The following is an 18,551-nucleotide window of genomic DNA, read 5'->3' as shown; positions in this document are numbered from 1 at the left end:
CTGGCCCTCGTGTCGGCGGGGGCCGCTAGGCTCGGACGCACCGCTCTCCGAGGAGGAACGATGCGCGCAGTCGTAGGCGACCTGGTGGTCGCAGAAGCACCCGAAGAGGACCTGGTCCGGATCGAAGGCAACTGGTATTTTCCGCAGTCGAGCGTGACCGAGGGGCTGCTCGTCGAGAGCCCCACGCCGTACACCTGCCCGTGGAAGGGTGCAGCACAGTACTGGCACCTCCAGACCGATGGTGGACTGGTCGAGGACGCGGCGTGGAGCTACCCCGATCTGTACGACGGCGCCGTCGAACGCGTCGGCCGCGACTTCGCCGGCCACGTCGCGTTCGGGAAGGATGTCTCGGTCGTCCCGTGACGGCTGAGCCCCGGCGATGATCGAGTTCCGCTCGGTCTCCAAGGAGTATCCGGACGGCACCGCTGCCGTCGATGATTTCTCGCTCGTCGTGCCCGCGCACAAGACGACCGTTCTGGTCGGGTCGTCGGGCTGCGGCAAGACGACGCTGCTGCGGATGGTCAACCGCATGGTCGACCTCACCGCGGGGACGATCGAGATCGACGGTGAAGACATCCGTTCGCGCAACGCCGTCGAACTGCGCCGCAGCATCGGCTACGTCATGCAGAACTCGGGCCTGCTCCCGCACATCACGGTGATCGACAACATCGCCACCGTGCCCGTGTTGCAGGGTACGCCGCGCCGCGAGGCTCGCGAGCGAGCGCGTGAGCTGATGGAAACGGTGGGATTGGATGCCTCGCTCGCCGGCCGCTATCCGGCACAGCTCTCGGGCGGTCAGCAGCAGCGGGTCGGTGTCGCTCGCGGGCTGGCTGCCGACCCCAACATCTTGCTGATGGACGAGCCCTTCGGCGCCGTCGACCCCATCGTGCGCGCCGAGCTGCAGAACGAGCTCATCCGGTTACAAGAGGGACTCGGCAAGACGATCATCTTCGTCACGCACGACATCGACGAGGCCTTCCTCCTCGGCGACCAGGTCGTGCTGCTGGAGAAGGGTGCGACCGTCGCCCAGGTCGGCAGCCCCGACGAGATCATCGAGAACCCCGCGAACGACTTCGTTTCGACTTTCATCGGCTCAGACAAGGGCAAGCGCGCGCTGAGTCTGCGCGAGACACCGCACGGCACGGTGGTGATCGACGCCGAGGGCCGCGCGCAGGGCGCGCTCGTGAATCGGGTGCCGACGTGAACTGGGTGCTCGACAACCTCGACCTGATCGGCGAGCTGACCCTGGTGCACCTCCAGCAGAGCGTGATCGCGATCGTGATCGGGTTCGTGTTGGCTGTGCCGCTCGGGTGGGTCGCGTTCCGGTACAAGCTTCTGAGGAGCGGTCTGATCACCGTCGTCGGACTGCTCTACACGATCCCCTCGCTCGCGCTGCTCATGCTTCTGCCGGCCCTGTTCGGTTACAGCGCGATCAGCCCGACGAACCTGATCATCGCGCTCACCATCTACGCCGTCGCGATCATGACCCGCTCCGTCTCGGACGGCCTGCAGTCGGTCGACCCGGCCATCCGCCAGGCGTCCACGGCTCTGGGATACGGATCGTTCCGCCGGTTCTGGGCCGTCGAGTTCCCGCTCGCGGGGCCCGTCATCCTCGCGGGACTTCGGGTGACGGTCGTCAGCACGATCTCGCTCGCAACCGTCGGTATCCTGATCGGCGTCCAGAACCTCGGCTACCTGTTCACGAACGGGCTGCAGCGGCGCATCATCCCCGAGGTTCTCGCTGGCGTCGTCGCCGTCGTCATCATCGCCCTGATCCTCGACTATCTCCTCGTGCTCGCGGGTCGGGCGCTCATGCCCTGGGCACGCAAGCCCGGCCGCCGCGATGCGCGGCGCGCCGAGCGCCGCGCCCGTCGCGCGATCGCCCCGGCGGAGGTAGTCGCATGAACCTCTTCGCCGAGACCCTGGCGTGGCTCATGAACCCCGAACGGTGGTCGGGGCCGCTCGGCATCCCCGTCGCGATCGCCCAGCACCTGGGCTACACGTTCCTCGCGGTCCTGGTCGCGGCGGTCATCGCCATCCCCGCGGGCTGGGCGATCGGCCACACGGGCAAGGGACGCGAGATCGCGGTCGCGATCTCCGGCGCGGCGCGCGCGATACCGTCCTTCGGCCTGCTCGTCCTGCTGGTCCTGCTCATGGGCGTCTTGCAGACGCAGGCCGCGGCCGTCATCACGTTCGTGCTGCTCGGCATCCCCTCGATCCTGGCGGGCGCCTACGCGGGCTTCGAGGCGATCGATCGCCGCGTGATCGACGCCGGACGGGCCGTGGGCATGACCGAGTGGCAGATCCTCTGGCGCATCGAGGTGCCACTCGGTCTTCCTCTACTCGTGTCCGGCCTGCGCGCCGCGACGCTGCAGATCGTCGCGACGGTCACGATCGCCGCCTATGTCGGCCTGGGGGGCCTCGGTCTGTACATCATCCAGGGCATCAACCTCAATCGTTTCGACCAGGTGCTTGCGGGGGCGATCCTGGTGGCCGCCCTCGCGCTGGTGCTCGACGCGCTGTTCGCGATCGCCGAGCGCATGGTCGTCCCGCGCGGCGTGCTCGCCGGACGGGGCGGCGGCGCTGGCCCGGGCCGTGAGAAGCGCCGTGATCGTGCAGCACCGCGGCCATCCGTGCAGCCCTCACCCGCTTGAACGCCGAGCCCAACACCCCGTTTTATCACCGTCCCACCCACAGAGAGAAGAACAGCACCATGAACACAGCGAAAAAGAGGTTTGCCTTCGGCGCGCTCGCGGCGACAGCGGCGCTCGTGCTCGCGGGTTGCTCCTCCAGCAACCCGCTCGAAGAGGAATCCGCTGGTGGCGACGTGTCGAGTGACACGATCGTCATCGGTTCACAGGCGTACTACTCCAACGAGATCATCGCCGAGATCTACGCTCAGGCGCTCGAGGGCGCCGGGTTCGAGGTCGAGCGTCAGTTCAACATCGGCCAGCGCGACGCCTACATGCCCGAGATCGAGTCCGGTGCCATCACGCTCTTCCCCGAGTACAGCGGAAACCTGCTCCAGTACTTCGACGAAGCGACCGAGGCGCGCACGTCCGAGGACGTCTACGCCGCCCTCCAGGAGGCCCTGCCCGAGAACCTGACGGTTCTCGATCAGGCTGAGGCGAGCGACCAGGACTCGTACACCGTGACGGCGGCGTTCGCAGAGGAGAACGGGCTCACCACGATCGCCGACCTGGCGAACGTGACCGTCCCGTTGACGCTCGGAGGTCCGCCCGAGCTCGCCGAGCGTCCCTACGGTCCGACAGGCCTGGCCGACACGTACGGCGTCGACGTGACCTTCTCGCCGACGGGTGACACGACGGTCGAGAACCTCGTCGCCGGAACGGTGAACGTCGCGAACGTCTTCACGGCCGACCCGCGCATCCAGACGCAGGATCTGCTCGTGCTCGAAGACCCCGAGGGACTGTTCCTCGCCTCGAACGTCGTCCCCGTCGTGAACGCGGACGTGGCCGACGAGATCGCGGACGTCATCAACGCCGTCAGCGCGGCTCTCACGGCGGACGCCCTGGTGGCGTTGAACGTCCAGAGCACGGAAGACGAGATGTCGCCGGACGACATCGCGGCACAGTTCCTCGAGGAGAACGGCCTCGTCTGATATCCATCGCGGAACCTTCCGCACACGAGGCGCCCGGCGGCATCCGCCCCGGGCGCTTCGTGTTGTCTGCGGGTGTGTTCAGACGGGTCGCATAGCCTAGAGCCGATATGGCTCATCTTCTCGGGGCTGAGGCCCTGCACCTCGAATTTCCCACCAAAGTCGTCTTCGACTCCGTTTCGCTCGGCGTCAACGAGGGCGATCGCATCGGCATCGTCGGCCGAAACGGCGACGGCAAGTCGAGCCTGCTCGCCATGCTTGCCGGGCGTCTCGAACCCGACGGCGGGCGCGTCACGGTGCGCGGTGGCGTGCGGATCGGTGTGCTCGACCAGGGCGAGACCCTCGCCGATGACGACACCATCGGGGGCGCCGTCATCGGCGACACCCCCGAGCACGAGTGGGCGGGCGACCCCCTCGTCCGCGATGTGGTCACGGGCTTGCTCGGCGACCTGCCCTGGGCGGCGAAGCTCGGCACGCTGTCGGGTGGTCAGCGCCGCCGCGTCGCCCTCGCGCGGCTCTTGGCGGGGGACTGGGACATCCTGGCGCTTGACGAACCCACGAACCATCTGGATGTCGAGGCCATCGCCTGGCTCGCCGAGCACCTGAAGCGCCGGTGGTCCGCGAACTCCGGTGGGCTGCTCGTCGTGACACACGACCGGTGGTTCCTGGACGAGGTCTGCAACACCACCTGGGAGGTACACGACCGTATCGTCGACCCCTTCGAGGGTGGCTATGCCGCGTACATCCTGCAGCGTGTCGAGCGCGACCGCCAGGCGGCGACGATCGAAGCGCGCCGGCAGAACCTCGCCCGCAAAGAGCTGGCGTGGCTGCGCCGCGGGGCGCCGGCCCGCTCCACCAAGCCCAAGTTCCGCATCGACGCGGCGAACGAGCTGATCGCCGACGTGCCCGAGATCCGCGATCGGGTCTCTTTGCAGTCGCTCGCGGTGACGAGGCTCGGGAAGGACGTCGTCGACCTGCTCGATGCATCCGTCGCGTATGACGGCGTGCCGGTGCTGAACGACGTCGAATGGCGCATCGCGCCGGGCGAGCGCACCGGAATCCTCGGAGTGAACGGGGCGGGCAAATCGACTCTGCTCGGGCTCGTCGCCGGCACGCTGGAACCGACCACCGGCCGGGTGAAGCGCGGGAAGACCGTGAAGGTCGCCACTCTCACACAGCAGATGGACTCGCTCGAGCCCCACCTGGGGGACCCCGTCCGCGTTGTCATCTCGGGCCTGCGCACCAGCTACACGATCGGCACTGGATCCAAGGCGCAGGACCTCACCCCGGGTCAGCTGCTCGAACGGATGGGCTTCGCGTCGGAGCAGCTGTCGACGCCGGTCAAGGACCTTTCGGGTGGCCAGAAGCGCCGCCTCCAACTGCTGCTCATCCTGCTCGACCAGCCGAACGTGCTGATCCTCGACGAACCCACGAACGATCTCGACACCGACATGCTCGCGGCGATCGAGGACCTGCTCGATTCGTGGGCCGGCACGCTCATCGTCGTCAGCCACGACAGGTACTTCCTCGAGCGCGTCACGGATCAGCAGTACGCGATCCTCGACACGCGGCTGCGCCACCTGCCGGGTGGCGTGGAGGAGTACCTGCGCCGTCGCCGCGAGCAGCAGAAGGCCGGCGGAAGCCAGACGTCCGCCGCCGTCGGTGCCAAGGCCGCGGGACTCAGCGGGGGCGACCTGCGCACGGCGCAAAAGGAACTGGCCTCGATCGAGCGTCGGATCGCGAAGGTCGATGCCGAGATCACGGCGAAACGCACGGCCCTCGCCGACCACGATCAGTCCGACTTCGTGGGCCTCGGGGCGAAGATGGCGGCGATCGGGCAGCTCGAGACCGAGAACGTCAGTCTCGAGGAGCGTTGGCTCGAGCTTTCGGAACAGCTCGAGTAGTCGGGCCGCGGGGGAATCCGCGCGCGCAGCTCGGTCAGTGCACGGCGTAGTTCAGAACCGTGATCGCAAACCCGAGGATCGCCGTGCCGACGGCGCCCAGAACCCGCACGATCCGGGGGGCGCCGCGCTGTGCGTAGGCCGAGTAGCCGAGCACACCGAGTTCGATGTTGGCGATGAGGAGCGCGATGCTGACGGCATCCTCCGCGTCCATCCGCGTCGTGGCACCCACGATCAGAACGAGCGTCGAGGGGATCGCGGCGTAGAGCATGCCCGCCGAATGCGCGAGTCCGCCCCTCAACGCATCCCGCAAGCCCTTCTCGCCGTGGTCGCTCAGCGTGTGCGCAAAGACGTGGGCGATGAAGAAGATGATGAGCGAGAAAAGCGACACGAACAGCACTTCGAGGGCGTCGGTCGACTCATCCGAGACACCCGCGATGAGTGCCGAGTAGAGGATCAGGCCGTACACGGCCGACGGGCCGCCGAAGACCCGGCGGAGCCACGCGCCAAAGCCTGCTGCGCTCGAATCGGTCGCGTTCGTCATGGCAGATTCCCCTCGGTCGGTCCGGTCATCCGCGTCGGTCATTCCGCGTCGAAACCCAGGCTGAGCTTGCGGAGCAGCCCCGCGAGTCTCTCGCGGTCGGAGCGTGAAAGCTCCGATAGCAGATGCGATTCGGCATCGACGAGGCGCGTGATCGCGGCGTCGACGCGCGTGCGCCCCTCGTCGGTGAGGGTCACGAGCACGCTGCGTCCATCGCCCGGGTCGGCCTCTCGGCGCACAAGCCGCCGGCCGACGAGTCGGTCGATGCGGTTCGTCATCGTGCCGCTGGAGACGAGCGTCTGCTGCAGGAGCTGTTTGGGGCTGAGCTGGAACGGCTCGCCCGAGCGGCGCAGGGCCGAGAGCACGTCCCACTCCCACGAGACGAGCTCGCTGCGTCCGAACGCGGCGCGGCGTGCGCGGTCGAGGTGTCGCGAGAGCCGGTCGACCCGGGAGAGTACCTCGAGGGGCGAGAAATCCAGGTCGGGGCGCTGCGCCGTCCACGCGGCGACGATCCGGTCGACTTCGTCGCTCTCGCGTGGCATCCCCCCATCATCGCGGATGTCCCGACTTTTCACCCCAAGCGGTGCCATGGGGTGAAAAGTCGGGACATCGAGGAGAGGGGCGCGAGCGGGAGTGCGTCAAGTCCGGCTCTGGCAGACTTGGGGGTGCGGTCGGGAGCGGCCGCGGTCCGCCGTGGTGTAACGGCAGCACGACAGCCTTTGGAGCTGTTAGGTCTAGGTTCGAATCCTGGCGGCGGAGCATGACTGATCAGAATCTCGCCATCGTCGTCCTCGCCGCGGGCCAGGGCACACGGATGAGATCGCGAACACCCAAGGTGTTGCACCGCATCGGCGGCAGGTCCCTGCTGCAGCACGTGCTCGACACGGCGGGCACGCTCGACCCCGATCGACTGCTCGTCGTGGTGCGCCACGAACGCGATCTGATCGCGGACGCGGTTCGGGATGTCGCACCCGAGGCGATCGTCGTCGATCAGGACGAGATCCCGGGCACCGGGCGCGCCGTGCAGGTCGCGCTCGAGCACCTGAGCGAGTTCGGCGGCGACATCCTGATCCTGAGCGCGGACGTGCCGCTGCTCGATGGGGAGACGCTTGCGGAGCTGGTCGCCGGACACCGTGCCGCGGCGGCGGCTGTCACCCTGCTGAGCGCCCGCGTCGACGACCCGACGGGGTACGGGCGCGTCATCCGCTCGGGCGACGGCGGCGTGATGCGCATCGTCGAGCAGCGGGATGCCTCGCCCGAGGAGCGTGCGATCGCCGAGATCAACGCCGGGGTCTACATCTTCCAGTCGGCGCCGCTGCGGCGCGAGATCGGTGCCCTCGGCAACGACAACGCGCAGGGCGAGCGATACCTGACGGATGTCGTCGCACTGTTCCACACCGCCGGTATGACGATCGGCGCGACCCTCGCCCCCGACCCGACGGCCGCGCTCGGCATCAACGACCGCGTGCAGCTGTCGGCGGCGGCGGCGGAGCTCAATGCCCGTACGGTTCGCCGCTGGCAGCTCGAGGGCGTCACGGTGCAGGATCCCGCGACGACCTGGATCGACGTGACCGCATCCCTCGCTCCCGACGTGACGGTGCTGCCCAACACGCACATCCTCCGCGCTACGAGCATCGCCGAGGGCGCGATCGTCGGCCCCGACACGAGCCTCGTCGACTGCGAGGTGGGCGAGGACGCCACGGTCACACGCACCGATGCGACGCTCGCGGTGATCGGCGCCCGCGCGACGGTCGGACCGTTCGCGTACCTGCGTCCCGGGACGTACCTCGGCTCGCGCGGCAAGATCGGCACCTTCGTGGAGACGAAGAACGCGCGCATCGGCAACGGTAGTAAGGTTCCGCACCTGTCGTACCTCGGCGATGCCGAGGTCGGCGTGGGTGCGAACGTCGGTGCCGGCACGATCATCGCCAACTACGACGGGGTAGAGAAGCACCGCACCGAGGTGGGCGACCACGTCCGCACCGGGGCGCACAACGTGTTCGTCGCGCCGGTTAGGATCGGTGATGGGGCCTATACCGGTGCCGGTACGGTCGTGCGGAAGGATGTTCCGCCGGGCGCGCTCGCACTCACCGTGGCCTCGCAACGCAACGTCGAGGGCTGGGTCGCACGCAACCGACCTGGCACTGCAGCGGCTCAGGCCGCAGAGAAGGCCCCCAATGGCTCGCAAGAAGAAGACGGTTGACCTCGATCGAGACCTGGACATCGCGCCCGGACTCGTCGCCAAGACGAAGAAGCGGCTGGTCGTCGTCTCGGGACGCTCCGCTCCCGCTCTCGCCGACGAGGTAGCCGAAGCGCTGGGCATCCAGCTGGCACCGACCGAGCACCGTACCTTCGCGAGTGGCGAGATCTACACCCGCTTCGAGGTCTCGATCCGCGGGTGCGATGTCTTCGTCATCCAGTCGTTCGGTCACCCGGTCAACGAGTGGCTCATGGAGCTGCTCATCATGCTCGATGCCCTGAAGCGTGCATCCGCGAAGCGCATCACCGTCGTCGCTCCGTACTACCCCTACTCCCGTCAGGACAAGAAGGGCCGGGGACGCGAGCCCATCAGCGCGCGCCTCGTCGCCGACCTACTGCGCACCGCGGGAGCCGACCGCGTCATGAGTGTCGACCTGCACGCCGCCCAGATTCAGGGCTTCTTCGACGGTCCCGTCGATCACCTCTTCGCCAAGCCGGTTCTGCTGGAGTACTTCCAGCGGACGCTGTCGCAGGAAGACCGCACCAAGCTCACGGTCGTCTCGCCCGACATGGGCCGCGTCCGCGTCGCCGATACCTGGTCGGACAGCCTGGGTGCGCCGCTGGCGATCATCCACAAGCGTCGCGACCCGAAGGTTGCCAACAAGGTCACGGTGCACGAGATCGTCGGTGATGTCGAGGGACGCGTCTGCCTGATCGTCGACGACATGATCGACACCGGTGGCACGATCGTGAAGGCCGCCCAGGCGCTCAAGGCCGCGGGCGCCGAGCGCGTCATCGTCGCCGCGACCCACGCGGTCTTCAGCGATCCCGCATCCGAGCGTCTGCAGGACGTCTCGATCGACGAGGTGGTCGTCACCGACACCATCCCGCTGTCCGAAAGTCGTCGCTTCCCGGGCCTGACGATTCTGCCGATCGCGCCGATGCTCGCCCGCGCGATCCACGAGGTCTTCGAGGACGGCTCGGTCACGAGCATGTTCGACGGCGCCGCCTGATCCGCGACCGCCGCTGCGGTTCCGAGAATCTTCATAGGCTCCTCGGGGAGTATCGGACCCAGGCCGCTCTACGCTCGGAGATACGGCAGAGCATTCCGGTCCATTCCCCGAAGGAGCCCCCGATGATCCGCGACACTCTCGCCCCTCGTCCGCCACGTGCCCGTCCGATTCGAACGGGTGCCGCCCTGATCGGCGTCGCCGGCACCCTGGCGCTGGCCGGATGCAGCACCGCCGCGACGGATTCGACGGATACCGCAGGCAACGACGGGTCCGGCACGTCGAGTGCCCCGTACGTCGACGGCACATACACGGCGACGGGCTCGTACCAGACCCCCGAAACCGTCGAGACGATCGAGGTGACGATCACCCTCGCGGACGACGTCATCACCGCGGTCGAGGTGTCGGGCGACCCGCAGGCATCCGAATCCGAGCGCTACCAGTCGGAGTTCATCGGGGGCATCAGCGACGAAGTCGTGGGCGAGAACATCGACGACATCTCGGTCGACAGGGTTGCCGGTTCTTCGCTGACGAGCGGCGGCTTCAACGACGCGATCGCCGCGATCAAGGACGAAGCGGCAGCCTGATCGTGTCCCCGCTGCCGCACTCCCCGGGGCAGCTCGCGGCGACCGTGCCTCGTGAAAAGACGTGGGAGTTCGACGCGATCGGCACGCGCTGGCGTGTCGATACGGTCGACGAGATGCCGGACGACGCGCGTGCGGCGGTCGATCGCGTCATCGAGGCGTTCGATTCCACATGGTCCCGCTTCCGCACCGATTCGCTCGTCTCGCTGCTCGCGCGCGGGGCTGGGCCCGTTCCGGTACCGACGGATGCCGCCGCGATGCTCGACGTTTTCGAGGAGGTGTCGCTTGCGACATCCGGTGCCGTGAACCCGCTCGTGGGGGCCTCCCTCGATCGCCTGGGGTACGACGCCTCTTATTCGTTTCGGGCGGGGGATCCGCTCGCGGCGCCCACGAACTGGCCCGCGCGCGTGCGGTGGCGTGACGAACGCCTGGTGCTCGATGAGCCCGCGATGATCGACGTGGGCGCGCTCGGCAAGGGGCGCCTCGTCGATGTCGTGGCACGCACTCTCGAGCCGTGGACCGAGGGCCGGGCCGTCGTCGACGCGAGCGGTGACCTGCTGGTCACCGGGGTGATGCAGCGCATCGGGTTGGAGCATCCGTTCGATGCGAAGCGCGCCATCGGCGTGTGGGAGGTGCGCGATGCCGCGCTCTGCGCCTCGGCCGCGAACCGACGCGCGTGGGGCGACGGGCTGCATCACGTGCTCGATGCGCGCACCGGGGTGCCCGTCCGCACCGTCGCGGCGACCTGGGTCGTGGCAGAGACGGCCATGCGAGCGGATGCACTGGCGACCGCGCTCTTCTTCGACGGTGGCGACGAACTCGCTCACCGGTGGGGTGCGGAATGGGTGCGAATGCTCACGAACGGGCGCGTGGAATGGTCGCACGGATGCTCCGCGGAGCTGTTCACGCGGACCGCTAGCGTGGCGTGAGGTCGCGTGGCTGGGTGGCTCGGCCCCGCCCCTTCGCCCAACGGACCCGACGATTGATCGACAGAGGAGAATCGCGTGATCGCAATGGTGGTGGGCGGCTGGACGCGCATCCGCGGATACCTCGGTCGCCTGTCGATGTATCGCCTCGTGCTGATGGCGCTCGGCGTCCTGACCGTGGTGGCGCTCGTGCTGTCCTTCTTCGAGCTCGTGGTGCCCGCACCGCTCGAGCTCCTGGTGACGGTCGCCGTACTCGCCGCCGCGACCGTCGGAGTGAATGCCCTCGCGCAGCGGATACTGAAGCTGCCGATCCGGCACGAGTCATCGCTGATCACGGCGGCCATCCTGGTCTTCATCCTGCGGCCGAGTCTCGACCCGTTGCAGCTTCTCGGGATCGCGCTCGCCGGTGCTGTCGCGGCCGCATCGAAGTACCTGATCGCGTGGCGGGGCCGGCACATCCTCAATCCCGCCGCGGTGGGCGCCACCGTCCTGACGATCTCCGGCCTCGGTGCGTCGGCCTGGTGGGTCGGTTCGCCCGTGCTCGCCGCGCCGGTGCTGGTGCTGGGCCTGTTCGTGCTGGTGCGCACGGAGAGGTTGCGCATCGTCGCGACATTCTTCGTGATCGCCGTCGGGGTGTACGTGCTGCGTGTTGCCGTGCAATCGCAGGCGGCGGGTTTCGAGCTCGACCCGGGGCAGACTCTGTCGTTCGCGCTGGGGTCGTCGCCGTTCCTCTTCCTCGGTGCGTTCATGCTGTCGGAGCCCCTGACCTTGCCGCCTCGGCGTTGGCAGCAGATGACCGTCGCGGCCGTCGTCGGTGTGCTCGCGGGCTGGCCGATTCCGCTCGGATACTTCACGCTCGGTCAGGAGCGCGCGCTGCTGATCGGCAACCTGCTCGCGTTCGTGTGGGTCGCCCACCATGCCGTGCGGCTGCGCCTGGCCGATGCGCGCATGATCACGCCCTCCGTGCGCCAGCTGACGTTCGAGGCACGGCGTCCGGTGCGGTTCGTGGCCGGACAGTACCTGGAACTCGATGTGCCGCACACCAGGGCCGATGCCCGCGGTACCCGGCGGGAGTTCAGCATCGTGTCGGCCCCGAGCGATGCGCCGACCGTGCGGGTCGCGTATCGCGTCAAGCCCGGGAAGGGGTCGGGCTCGGGAGAGAGCACGTTCAAGAGGGCGCTCGCGGTCGCCTCGCCGGGTGCCGAATATTCGGCGACGGGTGTGTGGGGCGACTTCCTGATGCCGAGCAACCCGAACGCCCCCGTGCTGCTCGTGGCGGCGGGCATCGGCATCACACCCTTCATCTCGCAGGTGCGTGAGGACCGGGCGCGCGGCGTCGAGCGGAATGCGGTGTTGATCTACGTCGCGTCCGAGGCGTCGGAGCTGGCGTTCCGCGACGAGCTCGAGGCATCCGGTATCGAGGTGATCGTCTTCACCCGCGATCAGCCGCGCGATCTTCCCCGCAATTGGGTGTGGGCGCGGGGTGTTCGCCTCGATGCGGAGGGTCTGCCGCGGGTCGTGCCGGACCTCTCGTCGCGCCACGCCTATGTCTCGGGGCCCCCGCAGCTGATCGCCGAGCTGGCGCCGGCACTGGCTGAGGCGCGGTCCCTCACGACGGACGCATTCGCCGGGTACTGACCCTTCGCGCGCTTCGTCCTTTCGGCTCGCTGACTCGCTGGCTGGCTGGCTGGCTCGCTCCGCGTTCGCCCGCATCGCAGGCCGCCCTTGGCTAACCACCGAGCTGTCACAGAACGCTCCATCCAGCGCCCGGATGCAGCAGTCTGTGACAGGTCGGCGGGGTTCTGCTCGCGCCTCACGCCTCCGGGTCGCGTGGCTTCGCCGGCAGGCGCACCTCGAACTCAGTGTCGCCCGGGACGCTCCGCATGGTGATCGTGCCGTCGTGCGCCTCGACGATCGCGCGCACGATCGAGAGCCCGAGCCCCGATCCGCCCGTCTGCCGTGCGCGGGACGTGTCGCCGCGGGAGAAGCGCTCGAACAGTTCGGTCTGGAGGGACGGATCGATCCCGGGCCCGTCGTCGTGCACGCGCACGACCGCCTCCGCGCCCTCGCGAACGACGCTCGCCGTGACGTGCGTCCCCGCCGGGGTGTGCGTGCGGGCGTTCGCGAGCAGGTTCGCGACGACCTGGTTCAGCCGCGCGGTGTCTCCCGCGATCAGCACGGGCTCATCGTCGACCTCGATGCTCCATTCGTGGTCGGGCGCCGCGACCTGCGCGTCGCCGACCGCCTCGACCACGAGCCGCGACAGGTCGGATGTGCCGTAGACGAGCTCTTGCCCCTCGTCTAGTCGCGCGAGCAGCAGCAGGTCCTCGACGATCCCCGTCATCCGGAGCGACTGCGCCTGGATGCGCTGGAGCGACTGCTCGCTGGTCTCGCTCAGCGTGCGGTCGCGCAGCGACAGCTCCGAATAGCCTCGGATCGAGGCCAGCGGCGTGCGCAGCTCGTGGCTCGCGTCGGCGACGAACCGGCGCATCCGCTCTTCGTTGCGTTGGCGTGCGTCGAGGGACGCGTCGACGTGGTCGAGCAGCGTGTTCAGCGCCACGCCGACGCGACCGATCTCGGTGCGGTCGTCGACCTGGTCGACCGGCACGCGCTCCGAGATCGACACCTCGCCCTGGTCGAGCCGCTGGCGGGCGACCCGTGATGCGGTGTCGGCGACGGCGCGGAGGGGTCTGAGGCCGCGTCGGATGGTCCAGGTCGACGCGACACCGAGCAGCACGAGGCCGCCGGCGGTGAGCAGCGCGGTTGCCGTGAGCAGGCTGGCGATCGTCTCCTGGACCTCTTCGAGCGGCAGCCCCACCGCCCCGACGACATCGCGGGTGCCGCGGTTGACGACGGCGTAGACGCGATAGTCGCCGAGCTCGTCGCCGACGTCCACGGTCGTAGGGCCCTCCGCCGAGACGGTGTCGAGCACGTGTGCGATCTGCGCGGGGGTCAGGGTGCTCACCTCGGGCGTATCGTCCACGACAGCGCCCGTCGAGGTGCCGCTCGAGTCGGCGATGACGAGCAGGAATCCGGGCTCCTGGCGCCCGGCCTCGAGGATCTGGTACGCCGTGGCCTCGCTGCCGGGGAACCCGGTCGGAAGGGAGAGCGCGTTCGTGCCCAGGCTTCGCAGGCGCGCATCGACGTTGCCCTCGAGCACACGCCCGAGCACGGCGCTCGTGACGATTGAGACCAGCACGAGGATGATCGACACGATCCCCACGACGGTCAGGATCAGCCGGCGCTCCAGCGTCCATGGCGCGTGCGGACGGCGGGTGTTCTCGGAGGATGCCTCCGCGGAGGCATCCGTGTCGGCCGCTTTCGGCGCGACAGGGGAGGGGCTCGTCACTGAGGCGCCTTGATCATGTACCCGACGCCGCGGACGGTGTGGATGAGCGGCGGATGACCCGCGTCGATCTTCTTGCGCAGGTACGAGATGTAGAGCTCGACGACGCTCGAGCGTCCGCCGAAGTCGTAGTTCCAGACGCGGTCGAGGATCTGCGCCTTCGAGACCACGCGGCGCGGGTTGCGCATGAGAAAGCGCAGCAGCTCGAACTCGGTCGCGGTCAGCTCGATCTGGTTTCCCGCGCGCTCGACCTCGTGGCTGTCCTCGTTCAGGGACAGATCCGCGACGCGCAGGATCGGCTCCGCCTCATCGGTGAACGCCGATCCGGCCCGGCGCATGAGGCCGCGCAGTCGGGCCACGACCTCTTCGAGGCTGAAGGGCTTGGTGACGTAGTCGTCGCCGCCCGCCGTGAGGCCTGCGACGCGGTCGGCGACGGCATCCTTCGCCGTGAGGAAGAGCACGGGCACGTCGTCGCCCGACTGGCGCAGACGATGCAGCACCGCCATGCCGTCGAGGTCCGGCATCATGATGTCGAGCACGAGGGCATCCGGCTCGAAATCCCGCACGAGCTGGAGCGCCTCGTAGCCGCTTGCCGCGGTCTTGACCTCCCAGCCCTCCATGCGCAGCGCCATCGAGAGCAGGTCCGTCAGCATCTGCTCGTCGTCGACGACGGCGATGCGCAGGGGGGAGCCGTCGGGGCGGTGCAGGGCGGGCGCGGCGGTTGTCATGGGCCTATTGTCCAGCCGGAATCTATGTGCTTGCTATGCGACCGGATATGCGTTCGCTGTGAATGTCCGCCGCCCGGCGCGCACAACGTCTCCATCTCGCGCGGGTCGGGCCCCGGTTGGGTTCGTCGGTCGGCTCTGGGCACCCGATTTGCGTCGTTGTGCGCGGCCGGTCCGGGTACCGAGGAGACCCCGATTCGGGCAGTTCGGCCCCGGACTGCGGAACATAAGGAACCCACAAGCGGATCCTCACCCGCACATCAGTGCTCTCCCTAGCGTCGATCCCGATCCGGTCGCGGGGCCGGTCAGGAGGAGAGACATGTACGGGACTTATCTACGCCGCGAGCTCGCGGGCCGCCGAAAGCAGACGATCATCGTGGCGGCCGGGCTCGGCGTCGCGATCGCGCTCGTCATCATCGTCAATTCGCTATCCGCCGGGGTGCGCGACGCGCAGGCTCAGGCGCTCGAGTCGATCTACGGGGTCGGCACCGACCTCACGGTCACCGGAGCGACGGCCGAACCAGGCGAGGGAGGCGGACCCCAGTTCGAATTCGAGGATGGCGCTGGGGAGACATCCGACGGCACCACCGCGCTCAGCCAGTCGCGCCTCATGACGGATCGGATGCGGGGAACGCTCGACGCCTCGACCCTCACGACCGCGGAGGCGCTCGATGGCGTCTCGGGCGCATCGGGCGCGCTGAGCCTGACCAACACGACCTTCTCGGGCGAGATGCCCGACAGGTCGCAGATGGGACAGCCCGGCGAGGGCGGTGAGCCCCCCGCAGGAGGAGCGGATGGCGGGGGTGGCAGCGCCTTCGATATCGAGTCGTTCACGGTGCTCGGCATCGACCCCTCGGCCGTCTCCGTCGGGCCCCTCTCGGCTGTGACGCTCGAAGGCGGTCGTGCCCTCGACGCCGACGACGTGGGACAGAACGTCGCCATCGTCGACTCGACGTATGCCGCGACGAACGAACTCGCGGTCGGCGACATGATCGATGTGGGCGGCACCGAGATGGAGATCGTCGGGGTCGTCGCGTCCGCCTCGAACGAGGCCGACACCGCGGCGAACGTCTACCTGCCCCTCGATGTCGCCCAAACCCTCTCCGGGGTCGGGGACGTCATCTCGACGATCTATGTGCAGGCCGAGTCGTCCGACGCGATCGCCGCCGTCCAGGCAGATCTCGCCGAAGCGCTGCCGGATGCGACCGTCAGCTCGCAGTCCGACCTGGCTTCCTCTGTTTCGGGATCGCTGTCGAGCGCGAGTGCGCTGATCAGCAACCTCGGCACGTGGCTCTCGATCATCGTTCTTGCCGTCGCGATCATGCTCGCGGTGCTCTTCACGATCTCGGGTGTCTCCCGGCGCACCCGCGAGTTCGGGACGCTCAAGGCGATCGGGTGGTCCAACGGCCGCGTGGTCGGCCAGGTTGCGGGCGAGTCCCTCGTCCAGGGGCTCATCGGCGGCGCCGTGGGACTCGCGATCGGACTTGCGGGCGTGCTGGCGATCAACATCGTTTCGCCGACCATCTCGACGGCGGCCGAGACGACCACGCAGGCCGGTCCGGGTGGCACGGGCGGTGGCGGTGTGGGCGGCTTCGGCGGCCCGGCCGCGACGCAGACCGCCACGGAGATCGTGCTGAGCGCGCCCCTGACCCCCGCGGTGATCGCCGCGGCCATTGGGCTCGCCGTTGCCGGCGGGCTCATCGCCGGAGCGTTCGGCGGCTGGCGCGCGGCCCGCCTCAGCCCGGCCGAAGCTCTGCGTTCGGTGGGCTGATCCATGACTGACACGACAGGAGATAAGACGATGACCATGATCGACACCGAGGCCCACACCAACCCGGATGCCCCGGCATCCGTGCTGTATCGCCTCACCGGAGTGGGGAAGACGTACCCGCAGAAGGGTCGTCAGGTGCGCGCGCTGCACAAGGTCGACCTCGAGATCGAGCCGGGCGACTTCATCACGATCCAGGGGCCGACCGGTGGCGGAAAGTCGACACTGCTGCAGTTGCTCGGCGCCCTCGACCGCCCCACCGTGGGGTCGGTCATGCTCGGTGACACAGATATGGCGTCCGCCTCGAACGCGGCTCTCGGGGCGCTGCGGGCGCGCGAGATCGGATTCGTCTTCCAGGGGTTCAACCTGATCCCGACCCTGACGGCCCGCGAGAACGTCGACATGGGTCTCGAACCCCTGGGTCTGTCGAAGGCCGACCGGATGGAGCGCGTGACCGAGGCGCTGGCGCATGTGGGTCTCGCCGACCGCGGCGATCACCGCCCGGGCGAGCTATCGGGTGGCCAGCAGCAGCGGGTTGCCATCGCGCGAGCCATCGTCAAACGCCCGCGCGTGCTGCTGGCCGACGAACCGACGGGGAACCTCGACGAGAGCATGCGCGACGAGATCCTGCGCCTGCTCGAAGGACTTCACGACTCGGGGCTCACGCTCATCGTGGTGACGCACGACTCGGCCGTCGCGCGACGAGCCAAGCGTCGGCTCCGGCTCGAGAAGGGTTCTGTGCGAGACATCACACGCTGATCCATCCTTCATGTCCCGTTTTGCCGGGTGTGTGTCCCACTTTCGCTCGCTATAGGCAATTCTTTGCGAGGGAAAGTGGGACATCGTCGTTCGGGATTGTCCGACTTCTGCGGGCGGGCGGGCGGGCGGGCGGGCGAGCCAGCCGGTGCTGGCGTTCCTAGCCGGCCGAGTCCGCGTGCGCGACCATGCGGTCGAACGCGGCGTCCAGCTCGGGATCGACCACCTGCAGCTCGGGATTCGCGTCGTAGTGCGCCAGGATGCGTCGCGCACCCTCGTCGAACGTGATCGTCGTCCGGAAAGCGGGCGCGAGGGCGCGGATCTTGGTGTTGTCGAACACCATCGAATGGGCCTTGTCGCCCACGAGTCCGGGCCCCAGGTCGGGGACGAATGCCGCGATCGTCTCGGACGCGACGTGCACCAGGCGCGGTTCCGCGACGCCCGCGGCATCGGCGAGCCACCCGTAGATCTGATCCCACGTCGGGGCGTGATCACCCGTGATCGTGTAGGCCTCGCCGATGGACTCGGGGGCTCCGAGCAGCGCGGTGAAGGCGACCGCGAAGTCGTCGCTGTGGGTCAGGGTCCACAGGCTCGTGCCGTCGCCGTGCACGACGACCGGCTTGCCGGCGCGCATCCGCGCAATGTCGGTCCATCCGCCGGAGGTCGGCAGAAGGGCGTGGTCGTAGGTGTGCGAGGGGCGCACGATCGTCACCGGCAGTCCCCGCTCGCGGTACGCGCCGACCAGCACGTCCTCGCACGCGATCTTGTCGCGCGAGTACTTCCAGAACGGGTTGCGCAGGGGTGTCGACTCGGTCACGGGCAGGCGCCGGGGCGGCTTGTCGTACGCCGACGCCGAGCTGATGAAGATGTACTGCGCGGAGCGCCCCTCGACCAGTCGGAGCGCCGTCGCGACGTGCTCGGGGGTGAAGGAGAGGAAGTCGGCGACCACGTCGAAAGACATGCCCTCGAGCGCCGCGCGTGTGGCATCCTCGTCCCGGATGTCCGCGACGATCTCGCGCACGTCCCCGGGCAGCGAGCGCCGCCCCGAGCCGCGATTGAGCACGCTGACGTCGTGTCCCGCGTCGATTGCGGCCCGCACACAGGCCGCACTGATTGTTCCGGTTCCGCCGATGAAGAGCACACGCATGCGGTCGACCCTAGTCCCGGCCTCAACGA

18 protein-coding genes and 1 tRNA gene are annotated in these 18,551 nt (G+C 68.6%); 14 read left to right on the top strand and 5 right to left on the bottom strand.

The features are described 5' to 3' along the window. Nucleotides 1–60: 60 nt before the first annotated feature. The 6 genes from ACIQ0W_RS05400 (at nt 61) to ACIQ0W_RS05375 (ending at nt 5,523) form a co-directional block, all read left to right on the top strand. On the top strand, nt 61–363 hold the full coding sequence (locus ACIQ0W_RS05400; protein ID WP_396641766.1) for a DUF427 domain-containing protein: 303 nt from the start codon (nt 61–63) through the stop codon (nt 361–363). Nucleotides 364–379: 16 nt separating this feature from the next. Further along, nucleotides 380–1,204 (top strand): ABC transporter ATP-binding protein, encoded by an 825-nt coding sequence (locus ACIQ0W_RS05395; RefSeq protein WP_396641765.1) that lies wholly within the window; start codon nt 380–382, stop codon nt 1,202–1,204. Then, a complete protein-coding gene (locus ACIQ0W_RS05390) occupies nt 1,201–1,905 on the top strand; it encodes an ABC transporter permease (protein WP_396641764.1) in 705 nt (234 codons plus the stop codon). Before ACIQ0W_RS05395 ends, ACIQ0W_RS05390 begins: the two co-directional genes overlap by 4 nt. Further along, a complete protein-coding gene (locus ACIQ0W_RS05385) occupies nt 1,902–2,654 on the top strand; it encodes an ABC transporter permease (RefSeq protein ID WP_396641763.1) in 753 nt (250 codons plus the stop codon). The genes ACIQ0W_RS05390 and ACIQ0W_RS05385 overlap by 4 nt, the downstream gene beginning before the upstream one ends. Before the next feature lie 59 nt (nt 2,655–2,713). Further along, nucleotides 2,714–3,622: an ABC transporter substrate-binding protein gene (locus ACIQ0W_RS05380; RefSeq protein ID WP_396641762.1), complete on the top strand. Its 909-nt coding sequence runs from the start codon at nt 2,714–2,716 to the stop codon at nt 3,620–3,622. Nucleotides 3,623–3,729: 107 nt separating this feature from the next. After that, nucleotides 3,730–5,523 carry an ABC-F family ATP-binding cassette domain-containing protein gene (locus ACIQ0W_RS05375; protein ID WP_396641761.1) on the top strand — a complete coding sequence of 598 codons (1,794 nt, stop codon included), beginning with the start codon at nt 3,730–3,732 and terminating at the stop codon, nt 5,521–5,523. Nucleotides 5,524–5,557: 34 nt separating this feature from the next. On the opposite strand, the gene ACIQ0W_RS05370 is transcribed toward ACIQ0W_RS05375, so the two are convergent. Both ACIQ0W_RS05370 and ACIQ0W_RS05365 read right to left on the bottom strand, forming a co-directional pair. Continuing rightward, the gene (locus ACIQ0W_RS05370; protein WP_396641760.1) at nt 5,558–6,064 is read right to left on the bottom strand and encodes a hypothetical protein; all 507 of its coding nucleotides are present in this window, start codon (nt 6,062–6,064) and stop codon (nt 5,558–5,560) included. A 38-nt stretch (nt 6,065–6,102) separates the two neighbouring features. Then, complete coding sequence (locus ACIQ0W_RS05365; protein ID WP_396641759.1) at nt 6,103–6,603, bottom strand: MarR family winged helix-turn-helix transcriptional regulator; 501 nt, start codon at nt 6,601–6,603, stop codon at nt 6,103–6,105. A 145-nt stretch (nt 6,604–6,748) separates the two neighbouring features. Between ACIQ0W_RS05365 and ACIQ0W_RS05360 the strand changes: the two genes are divergently transcribed. The 6 genes from ACIQ0W_RS05360 to ACIQ0W_RS05335 all read left to right on the top strand — a co-directional run bounded on the left by ACIQ0W_RS05360 (nt 6,749) and on the right by ACIQ0W_RS05335 (nt 12,418). Then, nucleotides 6,749–6,820 (top strand) — tRNA-Gln (locus ACIQ0W_RS05360). A gap of 1 nt (nt 6,821) precedes the next feature. Then, nucleotides 6,822–8,264: a bifunctional UDP-N-acetylglucosamine diphosphorylase/glucosamine-1-phosphate N-acetyltransferase GlmU gene (gene glmU / locus ACIQ0W_RS05355; protein ID WP_396641758.1), complete on the top strand. Its 1,443-nt coding sequence runs from the start codon at nt 6,822–6,824 to the stop codon at nt 8,262–8,264. Further along, on the top strand, nt 8,239–9,273 hold the full coding sequence (locus ACIQ0W_RS05350) for a ribose-phosphate diphosphokinase (protein ID WP_396641757.1): 1,035 nt from the start codon (nt 8,239–8,241) through the stop codon (nt 9,271–9,273). The genes glmU and ACIQ0W_RS05350 overlap by 26 nt, the downstream gene beginning before the upstream one ends. A gap of 122 nt (nt 9,274–9,395) precedes the next feature. Then, complete coding sequence (locus ACIQ0W_RS05345; RefSeq protein ID WP_396641756.1) at nt 9,396–9,857, top strand: FMN-binding protein; 462 nt, start codon at nt 9,396–9,398, stop codon at nt 9,855–9,857. Between the two features lie 2 nt (nt 9,858–9,859). Beyond that, nucleotides 9,860–10,783 (top strand): FAD:protein FMN transferase, encoded by a 924-nt coding sequence (locus tag ACIQ0W_RS05340; RefSeq protein ID WP_396641755.1) that lies wholly within the window; start codon nt 9,860–9,862, stop codon nt 10,781–10,783. An 84-nt stretch (nt 10,784–10,867) separates the two neighbouring features. Next, entirely contained in the window at nt 10,868–12,418 is a 1,551-nt protein-coding gene (locus tag ACIQ0W_RS05335) for an FAD-dependent oxidoreductase (protein WP_396641889.1), read from the top strand. Nucleotides 12,419–12,593: 175 nt separating this feature from the next. On the opposite strand, the gene ACIQ0W_RS05330 is transcribed toward ACIQ0W_RS05335, so the two are convergent. Further along, entirely contained in the window at nt 12,594–14,129 is a 1,536-nt protein-coding gene (locus tag ACIQ0W_RS05330) for a sensor histidine kinase (RefSeq protein ID WP_396641754.1), read from the bottom strand. Continuing rightward, the gene (locus ACIQ0W_RS05325; RefSeq protein ID WP_396641753.1) at nt 14,126–14,854 is read right to left on the bottom strand and encodes a response regulator transcription factor; all 729 of its coding nucleotides are present in this window, start codon (nt 14,852–14,854) and stop codon (nt 14,126–14,128) included. Before ACIQ0W_RS05325 ends, ACIQ0W_RS05330 begins: the two co-directional genes overlap by 4 nt. 316 nt (nt 14,855–15,170) lie before the next feature. On the opposite strand from ACIQ0W_RS05325, the gene ACIQ0W_RS05320 reads away from it, so the two are divergent. Continuing rightward, entirely contained in the window at nt 15,171–16,622 is a 1,452-nt protein-coding gene (locus ACIQ0W_RS05320) for an ABC transporter permease (RefSeq protein ID WP_396641752.1), read from the top strand. Between the two features lie 30 nt (nt 16,623–16,652). Then, on the top strand, nt 16,653–17,378 hold the full coding sequence (locus ACIQ0W_RS05315; RefSeq protein ID WP_396641888.1) for an ABC transporter ATP-binding protein: 726 nt from the start codon (nt 16,653–16,655) through the stop codon (nt 17,376–17,378). 157 nt (nt 17,379–17,535) lie between these two features. Here ACIQ0W_RS05315 and ACIQ0W_RS05310 read toward each other — a convergent pair whose 3' ends face one another. Further along, nucleotides 17,536–18,522: an SDR family oxidoreductase gene (locus tag ACIQ0W_RS05310; protein WP_396641751.1), complete on the bottom strand. Its 987-nt coding sequence runs from the start codon at nt 18,520–18,522 to the stop codon at nt 17,536–17,538. Nucleotides 18,523–18,551: the final 29 nt, after the last annotated feature.

It is taken from the genome of Microbacterium sp. (genome assembly GCF_044340635.1).
In the GTDB taxonomy this organism is placed as follows: Bacteria; Actinomycetota; Actinomycetes; order Actinomycetales; family Microbacteriaceae; genus Microbacterium.
The sequence above is the reverse complement of the archived record's forward strand: the minus strand, read 5'-3'. Positions and strand labels throughout refer to the sequence as shown.